Source organism: Vibrio sp. 1751 (assembly GCF_033339895.1).
In the GTDB taxonomy this organism is placed as follows: Bacteria; Pseudomonadota; Gammaproteobacteria; order Enterobacterales; family Vibrionaceae; genus Vibrio; species Vibrio alginolyticus.
The window spans coordinates 36,284-48,494 of record NZ_JAWOVM010000028.1 but is presented as its reverse complement, the minus strand read 5'-3'; the positions used below and the strand labels follow the sequence as shown (position 1 = coordinate 48,494).

At 43.6% G+C, this 12,211-nt stretch carries 13 protein-coding genes; 10 read left to right on the top strand and 3 right to left on the bottom strand.

Annotated elements, in window-relative coordinates:
• The 8 genes from fabF to R7041_RS11395 all read left to right on the top strand — a co-directional run.
• On the top strand, positions 1 to 1,119 hold a 1,119-nt coding region (gene fabF, locus R7041_RS11430; protein WP_318128631.1), incomplete at its 5' end, for a beta-ketoacyl-ACP synthase II.
• A 107-nt stretch (positions 1,120 to 1,226) separates the two neighbouring features.
• A complete protein-coding gene (gene pabC / locus R7041_RS11425; protein WP_064368643.1) occupies positions 1,227 to 2,042 on the top strand; it encodes an aminodeoxychorismate lyase in 816 nt (271 codons plus the stop codon).
• Positions 2,039 to 3,055 carry an endolytic transglycosylase MltG gene (gene mltG / locus R7041_RS11420; protein ID WP_206949252.1) on the top strand — a complete coding sequence of 339 codons (1,017 nt, stop codon included), beginning with the start codon at positions 2,039 to 2,041 and terminating at the stop codon, positions 3,053 to 3,055. Before pabC ends, mltG begins: the two co-directional genes overlap by 4 nt.
• Entirely contained in the window at positions 3,052 to 3,684 is a 633-nt protein-coding gene (gene tmk, locus R7041_RS11415) for a dTMP kinase (RefSeq protein WP_005387350.1), read from the top strand. The genes mltG and tmk overlap by 4 nt, the downstream gene beginning before the upstream one ends.
• A gap of 24 nt (positions 3,685 to 3,708) precedes the next feature.
• Positions 3,709 to 4,671 (top strand): DNA polymerase III subunit delta', encoded by a 963-nt coding sequence (locus tag R7041_RS11410; protein WP_064368641.1) that lies wholly within the window; start codon positions 3,709 to 3,711, stop codon positions 4,669 to 4,671.
• Positions 4,662 to 5,429, top strand: coding sequence for a TatD family hydrolase (locus R7041_RS11405; protein WP_005372957.1), 768 nt, complete (start codon positions 4,662 to 4,664; stop codon positions 5,427 to 5,429). The genes R7041_RS11410 and R7041_RS11405 overlap by 10 nt, the downstream gene beginning before the upstream one ends.
• A 444-nt stretch (positions 5,430 to 5,873) precedes the next feature.
• Positions 5,874 to 7,304, top strand: coding sequence for a PTS glucose transporter subunit IIBC (gene ptsG, locus R7041_RS11400; protein ID WP_005372959.1), 1,431 nt, complete (start codon positions 5,874 to 5,876; stop codon positions 7,302 to 7,304).
• Positions 7,305 to 7,516: 212 nt separating this feature from the next.
• A complete protein-coding gene (locus R7041_RS11395; RefSeq protein ID WP_005372960.1) occupies positions 7,517 to 7,918 on the top strand; it encodes a hypothetical protein in 402 nt (133 codons plus the stop codon).
• 68 nt (positions 7,919 to 7,986) lie between these two features.
• On the opposite strand, the gene R7041_RS11390 is transcribed toward R7041_RS11395, so the two are convergent.
• The 3 genes from R7041_RS11390 to R7041_RS11380 all read right to left on the bottom strand — a co-directional run bounded on the left by R7041_RS11390 (position 7,987) and on the right by R7041_RS11380 (position 10,705).
• A complete protein-coding gene (locus R7041_RS11390; protein ID WP_005372963.1) occupies positions 7,987 to 8,082 on the bottom strand; it encodes a MetS family NSS transporter small subunit in 96 nt (31 codons plus the stop codon).
• Positions 8,079 to 9,545 (bottom strand): sodium-dependent transporter, encoded by a 1,467-nt coding sequence (locus tag R7041_RS11385; RefSeq protein WP_005372966.1) that lies wholly within the window; start codon positions 9,543 to 9,545, stop codon positions 8,079 to 8,081. Before R7041_RS11385 ends, R7041_RS11390 begins: the two co-directional genes overlap by 4 nt.
• A gap of 569 nt (positions 9,546 to 10,114) precedes the next feature.
• The gene (locus R7041_RS11380; protein ID WP_054574791.1) at positions 10,115 to 10,705 is read right to left on the bottom strand and encodes an outer membrane protein; all 591 of its coding nucleotides are present in this window, start codon (positions 10,703 to 10,705) and stop codon (positions 10,115 to 10,117) included.
• Positions 10,706 to 10,832: 127 nt separating this feature from the next.
• Between R7041_RS11380 and R7041_RS11375 the strand changes: the two genes are divergently transcribed.
• Together R7041_RS11375 and R7041_RS11370 are read left to right on the top strand one after the other, a co-directional pair.
• Complete coding sequence (locus R7041_RS11375) at positions 10,833 to 10,925, top strand: YnhF family membrane protein (RefSeq protein WP_005372970.1); 93 nt, start codon at positions 10,833 to 10,835, stop codon at positions 10,923 to 10,925.
• 44 nt (positions 10,926 to 10,969) lie between these two features.
• On the top strand, positions 10,970 to 12,121 hold the full coding sequence (locus R7041_RS11370) for a patatin family protein (protein ID WP_176311090.1): 1,152 nt from the start codon (positions 10,970 to 10,972) through the stop codon (positions 12,119 to 12,121).
• Positions 12,122 to 12,211 lie beyond the last annotated feature (90 nt).

The following is a 12,211-nucleotide window of genomic DNA, read 5'->3' as shown; positions in this document are numbered from 1 at the left end:
AACTTCTCAACTCGTTTTGCAGGTCTTGTTAAAGATTTCGATTGCACAGAGTACATGTCTAAAAAAGATGCTCGTAAGATGGACCTTTTCATCCAGTACGGCATTGCAGCGGGTATTCAAGCTCTTGATAACTCTGGCTTACAAATTACCGAAGAAAATGCGGCTCGAGTTGGTGTTGCTATCGGCTCAGGCATTGGCGGTCTTGACCTTATCGAAACTGGCCATACTGCATTAGTAGACAAAGGCCCTCGCAAAGTTAGCCCATTTTTTGTTCCTTCGACCATTGTAAACATGGTTGCAGGTAACCTATCTATCATGCGTGGTCTTCGTGGTCCAAATATCGCGATTTCTACCGCATGTACTACTGGCCTGCATAATATCGGCCATGCAGCACGTATGATTGCCTACGGCGATGCAGATGCGATGGTTGCTGGTGGTGCAGAAAAAGCTTCTACGCCTCTTGGCATGGCTGGCTTCGGTGCAGCTAAAGCACTATCTACTCGTAATGAAGAGCCTCAAAAAGCGTCTCGCCCATGGGATAAAGGCCGTGATGGTTTTGTTCTAGGTGATGGTGCTGGCATGATGGTGCTTGAAGAGTACGAACACGCAAAAGCACGTGGCGCGAAGATTTACGCAGAACTGGTTGGTTTTGGTATGTCTGGTGATGCTTACCACATGACATCTCCAAGCGAAGACGGCTCTGGTGGTGCACTTGCGATGGAAGCGGCGATGCGTGACGCTAACATCACAGGTACTCAAGTAGGTTATGTGAATGCTCACGGTACTTCTACTCCTGCTGGTGATGTTGCAGAAATCAAGGGCGTGAAACGTGCTCTTGGTGAAGAAGGTGCGAAGCAAGTTCTTGTGTCTTCAACTAAGTCTATGACGGGTCACCTATTAGGTGCTGCTGGCTCTGTTGAAGCAATTATCACGGTTATGTCTTTGGTTGACCAAATTGTTCCGCCAACCATTAACCTTGATGATCCAGAAGAAGGTCTAGACATCGACCTTGTGCCGCATACAGCGCGCAAAGTTGAAGGTATGGAGTACGCTATCTGTAACTCGTTTGGCTTTGGTGGTACAAACGGTTCTTTGATCTTCAAGAAGTTCGCTGAGTAACACTATCTAACCTAATTTAGATAAGCGAAACTTGTATTCTAACGGCTCGATGCTTAGCATTGAGCCGTTTTGTTTTATTTGTTGTCTGCTAATTTGAAGGTACGTGAATGTTTTGGGTAAATGGAGTTCCGCAAACGCATGTAGAGCTAGGTGATCGCTCATTCCAATACGGTGATGGAGGCTTTACCACCATCCTGACCCAAAATGGAGAGTTGGTTTACTGGCAAGAACATACTGAGCGCATGAGTGCTTGCCTTGACGCTTTGAAGATCTCTTCACCTGACTGGAAAGTTGTGCATGATTGGGCAAGCAAAGCGGTTTTATCTGACGCACGAGCGGGGGTGAAGATTCACGTTAGCCGCGGTATTGGCGGGCGAGGGTATAGCCCTAATGGGATTAAAGGCCCTATCGTGACGATTTCCAATTTTGCGTTTCCTTCTCATTATTCATCTTGGCAAGAACAAGGTGTGGACTTGGGCGTTTGTAATACTCGTCTAGGGATTCAACCTTTACTTGCGGGACATAAGCACAACAACCGTTTAGAGCAGATTCTCGCCAAGGCTGAAATCGACAATACAGAGTTTGCAGATGCAATAACGTTAAATGTGCAAAACCATGTCATTGAAACTACAATGGCCAACCTTTTTTGGGTTAAAGGTAATAAAGTATTTACGCCGGAGCTGACCTTATCAGGCGTTACGGGCGTAATGCGTCGTAAGGTGCTTGAGTTACTTAAAGTAAGTCATATTGAAGTCATCGAGGGGCGTTTTATACTTCCAGATTTGCTGAGTGCTGACGAGGCTTTCATGTGTAACTCAATATTAGGTATTGCACCTATTCGCAGCATAGTGGCATCGAACTCTAAGACTATATTTCCGATAGGAAAATTGACTCAACGACTGCAAGGGAATTTAACTACGTGATTAAAAAACTGTTGGCTTTTGTTATGCTGATCGCAGTGATAGGCGCAGCAGCTGTTTTTTATATAATTTCACAGGCTAAACAATACGTTGAAAAGCCTATTCTATTGGAACAACCTCAGCTGTTTACTGTAGAAAGTGGTACAAGCTTTCATCATGTCATGCGCGCCTTAGTTGAAGATGAGGTGATTGAAACATCGGAGTACATCCGTTTAATTCCTCACTTATATCCAGAATTGTTGCAAGTGCGAGCGGGTACTTACCAACTTGAGCCTGGTATGTCACTTTCGCAAACATTGGAGCATCTGAATACTGGAAAAGAATACCAGTTTGCGATCACTTTTGTTGAAGGCAGCCGCTTTTCTGAATGGGTAGATCAACTAAAAAGTGCTCCTTATTTAAAGCATGATTTAACCGATCTTTCAGAAAAAGAAATGGCTGCGAAGCTCGGAATTGAGAGAGAAAAGCTAGAAGGGTTGTTTTTAGCAGAAACCTACCATTACACAGCGGGTGCGAGTGAAAGCCAGTTATTAAAACGAGCGCATCGAAAACTCAATAAAATACTGGACGCTAGCTGGGAAGCTCGTCAAGAAAAGCTGCCATTACAGGATAAATATGAAGCCTTGATTCTCGCGTCTATCATCGAGAAAGAGACGGCTATTGATTCTGAGCGTGAGCGCGTCGCTTCTGTGTTTATCAACCGATTGAACAAACGTATGCGGTTACAAACTGATCCGACAGTTATTTATGGTATGGGTGACGCCTACGATGGCAACATTCGTAAGAAAGATTTGCGTACGCCGACACCATATAACACCTATACCATCAATGGTTTGCCACCAACACCGATTGCGATGGCTGGTGAAGCTTCCATTGAAGCGGCTTTGAATCCAGAAAGCAGCAACTATTTATATTTTGTAGCAAGTGGAAAGGGCGGACATGTATTCTCGACATCCCTTGCTGAGCACAACCGTGCTGTTCGTGCCTATTTAAGAGAACTAAGAAAGAACAAATGATGAAAGCAAACTTTATTGTCGTTGAAGGCCTAGAAGGCGCGGGTAAAAGCACTGCGATTAAAACCGTTTTAGATACGCTAAAAGCGGCCGGTATTGAGGATATCGTAAATACCCGTGAGCCAGGAGGCACACCGCTAGCAGAAAAAATGCGCGCTCTGGTGAAAGAAGAGCACGAAGGCGAAGAACTTAAGGACATGACGGAGTTGCTTCTTCTGTACGCTGCACGTGTTCAGTTGGTTGAGAACGTGATCAAACCAGCTTTGGAAAACGGTCAGTGGGTGGTTGGTGACCGACACGATATGTCGTCGCAAGCTTATCAAGGTGGTGGCCGTCAGATTGACGCATCGTTAATGAAAAATCTCCGGGATACAACGCTTGGTGATTTTAAACCTGCTCTCACTCTCTATATGGATATTGACCCTCGTGTTGGGCTTGAGCGTGCACGTGGGCGTGGTGAGTTAGATCGTATAGAGAAGATGGATATTAGTTTCTTCGAGCGTACACGTGAGCGTTATTTGGAGATTGCTCATGCCGATCCTTCCATCGTTATCATTAACGCAGAACAGACGATTGAAGGCGTGTCGCGTGATATTCGGGACGCTCTAAACGAGTGGCTAGCTCGTCAATAAGTGAAACGTAAATTTAGGTGACTCATGTTAAATGATTATCCATGGCTACAGCCAATATGGGATAACCTCAAAGTAGGGTTAGAGTCGGACAGAATACCAGGTGCGCTTTTATTACAAAGCGAGCAGGGCTTGGGCATCGAAAAACTTATCGAGTTTTTTAGCCAAGCACTTCTTTGCCAAAATTACGCGAGTGAAGCATGCGGTTTTTGTCATAGCTGCCAGCTAAATCAATCTCAAAACCACCCTGATTTACACTGGATCAAGCCAGAGAAAGAAGGAAAGGCGATAACGGTGGACCAAATTCGCGCTTGTAACCGTCTTGCTCAGGAATCATCTCAGCTTAATGGTTACCGCCTATTTGTAATAGAACCGGCGGACTCTATGAACGAGTCGGCATCGAATGCACTGTTAAAGACGCTAGAAGAGCCTGGGGCAAAGTGCTTGTTTTTGCTCGTTACCCACAATCAGGAGCGTCTGCTCCCAACGATTCGTAGCCGTTGCCAACACTGGGTTGTTGCGCCTCCGTCAGCGGAACAAGCGATGCAATGGATGCACGAACAAGGGGCGAAGCAAGTTCCTGCTTATGCCTTAAAACTGAATATGGGCTCTCCAATAAAAACATTGGATGCGTTAAATAATGGTGAGCTCGAAGCTTACTTGGCTTTTGAACGCAGTTTTATTAAGGCAATGTCTTCGCCTGTTTCAGACGTTTCTGAGTGTGCTTCTTTAATCGCTAAACACTCAGAGCAATCACTAGACTGGGCATGGTATTTACTGACAGATGCTCAGAAAGCGCAGTTTGGTGTATCAGAAGCTCAAATGCTTCCGGGCGCGACAAAGTTTCAACCGGACAACTATAGCGGTTTGTACTCATCAGCGAAGGCGCTGATGAACCTGAAAGCTCAGGTGCAAGCCTTTCCTGGCCTGAACCTTGAGCTACTATCAATGAATTGGTTAATTGAATCACGAGAGGCATTATGTTCGTAGATTCTCATTGTCATTTAGACAAATTGAATTACGACGATCTCCACATCAATGTGGAAGACGTTATTAACAAAGCTAAACAAGCAAACGTAACTGAACTACTTTCTGTTGGAGTAACGCTGGATTCTTTCCCGAAAATGATGGAAATGATCGAGCCTTATGACAATGTTTATGCTTCGTGCGGTGTGCACCCACTTGATGTTGAAAGCGACTTTTCGATGGACGTATTGCGCCACCATGCGTCGAATGCAAAAGTCGTCGCTATTGGCGAAACGGGTTTAGATTATCATTACAAGCCCGAAACGGCCGCGTTACAGAAAGAGCGTTTTGAGCAACACGTTGATCTTGCAGTGGAGCTCAACAAACCTTTAATTATCCATACCAGAAACGCACGTGCGGATACTCTAGATATTTTGCGTAAGGGTGGGGCAGAGAAATGTGGTGGTGTTATCCACTGTTTTACAGAAGATCTTCCATTTGCTGAAGCTGCACTGGAGCTGGGGTTTTATATTTCTATCTCGGGGATTGTTACTTTCCGTCAAGCTACAGAGCTAAAAGAAGTGGTGAAGACTCTACCTTTAGAGAAGCTTCTTATTGAGACAGATTCTCCTTACTTGGCTCCTGTCCCTCATCGTGGCAAAGAGAATCAACCCGCTTACGTTGTCGAAGTCGCTTCTTATATTGCGCAACTCAAATCGTGCTCTCTTTCTGAAGTGGCACAAAAAACCACCGAAAACTTCCGAAATCTTTTTTTGCGATGAAAAAATAACAAGAGCATAAAAAAGGAGCTTAGGCTCCTTTTTTGTTGATAAAAACAACAGATACGCTCACGAGTTTAATGTTTACTAAAAATGTTGATTTAATAACATTCAAAAATCACAAATGTAATTTTGTTACTAAAAATAACATTGAGGCGTATTTTATTTACGCCTTAAAATTAATTATATAAATAATTAATTCTTTATAAAACAGTAATATAAGTGCAATGCAAACCTTTTCATCGGCTGTTTTTGGGTGTGATCCAAGACTTGTTTTGAAACTAAATTTCGTAACTGTGTGGAAAGTTTGAGGGTCATCAATATATATTTAGAGCCGGAAAATATAATGCAGTTGTGGTTACATTTTCATTGGGTGCTAACCTTTAGGCTACGGGGGTGTGCCGTTAGTGCCCAAATAATACTTATAAATTTATCAGGAGCATAAACATGTTTAAGAACCTTTTTGCTAACCTGCAAAAAGTTGGTAAGGCTCTGATGCTTCCAGTATCAGTTTTGCCAGTTGCAGGTATTTTATTAGGTGTGGGTGCTGCCCATCTAAGCTTTATTCCAGAGATCGTTTCTAATCTTATGGAACAAGCTGGTGGTTCAGTATTCGGCCAAATGGCACTTCTATTTGCAGTAGGTGTAGCTCTAGGCTTCACTAACAACGACGGTGTTGCAGGTCTTGCAGCTATCGTTGGTTACGGCATCATGACGGCAACGCTAGGTGTAATGGCGGGCGTTATGGGTGTTGAGAAAATCGATACAGGTGTACTAGGTGGTATCCTTGTCGGTGGTGTGGCTGCTTGGGCATTCAACCGTTTCTTCAAAATCCAACTTCCAGAGTACCTTGGCTTCTTCGCTGGTAAGCGCGCAGTGCCAATCATCACTGGTTTTGCTGCGATCATCCTAGGTGTTATCCTTTCTGTTATCTGGCCACCAATTGGCGGTGCAATTTCTGCATTCTCTGATTGGGCTGCACACCAAAACCCACAGCTAGCATTCGGTATCTACGGTGTTGTTGAGCGTTCTCTAATCCCATTCGGTCTACACCACGTATGGAACGTACCGTTCTTCTTCGAAGCAGGTTCTTGTGTTAACGCTGCCGGTGAAGCTCAAAATGGTGTACTAACTTGTTACCTAGTTGCTGATGAAGCATCTCGTGCTGCTGGTAATGGCTTCGGTCAGCTAGCGGGTGGTTACATGTTCAAGATGTTCGGTCTACCAGCTGCAGCAATCGCAATTGCTCATTGTGCTAAACCAGAAAACCGTGCAAAAGTAATGGGTATCATGGCGTCAGCTGCACTGACTTCATTCCTAACTGGTATTACTGAGCCAATCGAATTCTCATTCCTATTCGTTGCTCCACTACTATACGGTATCCACGCTCTACTAGCTGGTTCTGCATACATCGTTTCGAACACTCTAGGCTTTGTACACGGTACTTCTTTCTCTCACGGTCTGATCGACTTCCTAGTTCTATCTGGTAACGCTCAGAAGATGGTGCTAATGATTGCCGTTGGTCTAGTTTACGCAGTAATTTACTACGTAGTGTTCCGTGGTGTAATCACAGCGCTTGACCTAAAAACACCTGGCCGTGAAGATGAAACGGAAAGTGCAGCTGTAACTTCTGGCTCTGATATGGGCGGTGAACTGGTTGCAGCGTTTGGCGGTAAAGCTAACATTACTGGTCTAGATGCATGTATCACACGTCTACGTGTAGCAGTTGCAGATACAGCAGCTGTTGACCAAGACAAGCTAAAACAACTAGGCGCTGCTGGTGTTGTAGTTGTAGCTGGTGGTGTACAGGCTATCTTCGGTACTAAGTCTGATAACCTAAAAACTGAAATGGATGAGTGGATTCGTAACCACGGTTAATCGCAGTCATTCATAGTAATGCATAAAAGGAGGCTTCGGCCTCCTTTTTTAGTTCCTATTTTATTAACTGACAGTTCCTTTTTAGTGTGATCCTAAACTCATCTTTACTTTTGTCAGCTTTTTCATACATCGAGCTTACCCATCGTTGACATATTGATATGCCATTATGTTTGAATAGCGAATAATGTTTTTTTGAATAATTGATAACGTGTATGAAGAACAAATTCATTTTAGTTTTGGGACTAGTTTCTAGTACGGCAATGGCGGCAAGCGAACCAACGGATCTATCAGTTGGTATGGCTGTCGATCAACAATTAAGTGTTGTTGTAGAGTTAGATAACAAATATCGTGGCATTATCGGAAACGATGGTATGGCGTTTGATTACATCGCTAAGCGTGGAACATTCGATCAAAACATGCCTGTGACTTGGTATGTCGGCGTTGGTGGCTGGTATGAATGGGATGACGAGTTTGGTGTGAGAGTACCACTTGGTGTGAACTGGGATTTATCACGCGGCTGGGACCTTTATGGTCAAATACACCCAGAGCTAGATCTTTACAAAGGTGCTGACTTGCAACTTGGCGGCGCCGTTGGCATCAAGTACAGTTTCTAGAATTGAACTAATGTATGTATAAAAAAACGCCGGTAACTACCGGCGTTTTTTATGTGGAACTTAACGTTCTATTGTTTATCCATGGCTCGCTTGATGCAAACGGCAGCGCCGCCCCAAGTGATACCTAAACCAATAACCATCATAATAATTGCGCTGATTGTCATTTTGCTGTCTCCTTGCGGTTCACTGCGTTGATCACTAGACCAAAGATAAAGAGTGCGGCGATAAGTGCCCAGCCTAAAGTTAGATCATAGCCACCGTAGCCTTCAGTAATTAGGGCGTATAGCTTGGTCGCTAAGATAATGGCGAGCATGATTGGTGTAACGAAGCGTAAGCAGATCTCGAACCATTGACCAACAGAGAAATCAGAGCGCTCGTTAACGTAATTACGTACTTCTGGCACGCGCTTCAATAGCCACGCCATCAAGACAATCTCAACCAGACCACCAACCATGATGCCAACGTTGTTTGCAAAGTGGTCTACTAGATCGAGTAGCAGCAGACCGCCATTGGTAGCAAACGCCATAGAGACAACGAAGCCAATACCAATCACAACATTTGCAGCTTTTTTACGGCTCCACTTCAGCTTGTCGATAATGGCTGAAGTTACGGCTTCCATAATTGAAATATGCGAACTTAGACCAGCAACCACCAGTGCAAAGAAGAACAGTGGACCAAGAATATATGGGGCAGGTAGTAGGTTAATTGCCGCAGGTAAAGTAACAAAAGCCAAGCCAACGCCTGCAGATACCACCTCTGTTAACGGCTTACCTTGCTCTTGAGCCATGTAACCCAATACTGAGAAGATCATGATGCCGGCTAGGATCGAGAAGCCACAGTTGATCAACACGGTCATAAACGCGTTATTCGTTATGTCTGACTTTTCTGGTAGGTAGCTAGAGTAAGCTAGCATGATGGCGAAGCCGATACTTAGCGTAAAGAAGATCTGACCATATGCCGCTGCCCATACTTTCACATCCCAAATTTTGCTGAAATCGGGTTCGAACATGTAGTTCACGCCATCTAGAGCTCCTGGCAAGAAAATCATACGTCCGATTAAGAAAATCACCATCAAGAATAGGATTGGCATCATAATTTTAGATGCTCGTTCAATTCCTGATTTCACGCCTTTGGCAATAGCGGTGTAAGTAATTGCCCAAGCAATCACCATGGATAAAGCAATCTTCCATTGAATACTGCCTAAGTCTGTTGGTGAGTTGTCACCTAGCTTTAGGTATTCACTAAAGAAAAATGCGTTGGTATCGGTTCCCCAACCTTGAGTGAACGACAACCCAAAGTAAGAAATCGACCAACCGATAACAGCCACATAGTAAACGGCAATAACTGCAGCCACACCAACTTGGAACCAGCCAAGCCATTCAAATTTAGAATGAATTTTCGCTAGTGTTTTTGGTGCCGAGCCTCGGTATTTTTGTCCCATACTGAACTCAAGGATCATAAATGGAATACCGGCAGTGATCATGGCAAAAATGTAAGGAATAAAAAATGCGCCGCCACCGTTTTCATAGGCCATGTATGGGAAACGCCAAATGTTTCCCAAACCGATAGCAGACCCAACTGCTGCTAAGATGAATCCCGCCCGGGATCCCCATTGTTCTCGCTTCATATTTGACTCCTATAAGACTCCCTGAGGAATGAAGCTCTCTACGTAACACAGTAATAATTGCGCAAACAGTTGGAAGAAAGGACCGCTGTTATCCATCAGCTTTTCTATCCTTAATTCTAACTTATTATAATTTTATAGAGCTATATTCTGGCTACTGTAAGAGAAAGTAGATTATTAATCTTAAAATTTTGATGTGTGTTTGATAAAACTGAAATATTTATCTGTTTTCACTGATCAGACTAACTTCTAATAATACTTAGCGCAATAGAATCTAAATGTTAATTCAGATGCGTTGTCTGGTTTTAATCTTGTTAAATTTGAGTTTGATTGTGGTTTTGTGTGGTTGGGTGGTTGTTTGTCTGGAATAAATGACTGGGATCTAATAATTGCTTTGGTGTTTAAGACTATTTTGATTAATTAGGGCGTACGGCTATCTTTTGTGCACCTATCTAGATGATGCTTCGTTACTTTGCCAAACAATGGTGTTTAGACGATATTCTTTATCGGCTCTATGCAGGACTCGTTCAGCGTTCTTTGTGACGAGCCCTACAGAGGAACATGCATAAAAATTAGAAGCGGAAACTAAAACCAACATTTGATTGGAATTGGTTCATCCAATCAGTATCGAACTTAATGATACAGTTTGAGCCGTCATTAGGTAGAGTACAGGCGCCAGATGTATCGTTATCAACGACCGTTCCTAACCATCTCAGTTGGGCTGTTAACGCAAAGTTCTTTGAAAATTCATATTCCAGCCCTGCAAAAGCGCTAGCCGAAAATCCGTATTTTTTGTCTACCCAATCCACATCGGCGTAAGAAGCCCCCAAGCCTACACCGATATAGGTTTGCCAATTTGCTGCGACAGGATAGTACATGCTGCTTTGGAAGTGCAGATAATGGATATCTGCCGAGTTGGACAGCTTTTCAAGTTCCGTCGATTGATTGGAGTAAAACAATCCGATCCTTCCTTTTTCTAAGGGAGTCTCGACTGAAAGAGCGTAATTCACTGCGGGGTCGAGATCGTATGTATTACCACTTTCATCCTCTACTTGGCCGCCTCCTGTATAGCCTATGTATGGTGTAACGATGATATTCGCTTGTGCATTGATAGCAGTACTCATCATCATGATTCCTACTAGCCAGCTGAGTTTTTGGTTCATGCCCTATCTCCTTATTATGACTAAGCTAATTGTGATGGGTTAGTCAAAATTGCGCGACTAAATTAAGCAAATCTTGAACATATTTCACACCGGTGTTATTAATTTGTTACATATTAAGGAGGTGTTTATGGAACACGATCTAAAATCCGCATTAATCATTGTGGTGACTGTTTTTGCAGTGCTTTTGTCATTTGGCATCATTGCTATTACAACAGCTTAAGATAACCACTTTTACCAAACGTTTTAACAAAATGGCGTGAGCCTATGATACGTAACAGCGGTATAATCACAGAAAGCCATGCAGAGCTTGATGTAAAAGTTTATGAGCACTTTAGGCATGGTAAAACTGCTTTAGTCACGCAAGGTGGAGGGCAGAGAGGGATTTTTACCGCTGGCGTTTTAGACGCCTTTTTACTTTCCAACTTCGATCCTTTCGATGAATTCTATGGCACCTCTGCCGGAGCACTTAACTTATGTTCTTACTTGTGTCGTCAACATGGCATGGGCAAAGCTTTTATTACCGAGCTGACAACGTCTCCTGAATTTTTTAATCTGTTTCGCTATATCCGAAAGCAGCAGTACTTAGGTTTAGAGTGGGCATTAGAACGGATTCAAGATTTCCCATACAAGCTTGACCTTGATTTAGGTCGTAGTGCATTGGGAAAACGAGGAGCGTTTGCTGCGGTAACGAATATAGAGACGCTATCAGATCAATATCTACCAATCTTGGATGACTCGTGGTTTAACACTATGCTAGCGACATGTGCGATTCCCAAGTTGTACCACGGACCTGTCGACGTAAATGGCAATAAGTTTGTTGATGGCGGCGTGTCTGCCTCTATCCCTGTTCAAGAAGCGTGGCGTCAGAATGCTCGCAACATTATTGTCATTCGCACAGAGCCGTTTTCAGAGATTGAAGCGAGAGCCCAAAGTGAAGTGGGGGATGTGCCTGTCGAATGGTATCGAGAGTCTATCAACTCAGTACAGCAATCATGGCAGCAAAAAGTGAATCAGTGGAAGCTGGATTGGGCGTCGTTCTTCCAACAAAAAATTAATGCAGCACATCAATCGAAGCTTGCAGGGAAAATGCTGTTAAATGGAGGTCGTTGGTTGTTCGGTGCTGATAACTTGTATCGTTTAAGTCATCTGATTGGTGAGAATTTTGATTCAGGTTTAGCCGACATGCTGATGATTCATTATCAAACATTTGAGCTCACTCAGGCCTTTATATCTGCTCCACCTGACGACACTTTTATTTTACAAGTTGCGCCTAAAGAGGGGCTTCGTTCTTCTTCTTTGTTAAGTGACCAAGAGTCACTAGAGCATGACTATCAACTTGGGCTTCAAGCTGGGTTTAACCTAGTTCAACTCTATGACCAGCTGGATGTTGAAATTGATGGTAGAGAGAGAGCATAAACCTTCTTACGTTCACGATGTGCGCAATATACAAAGCATATAAATAAGGCTCCATTTTCGGAGCCTTATTTGCGGGTTCTTGTGGTTAAC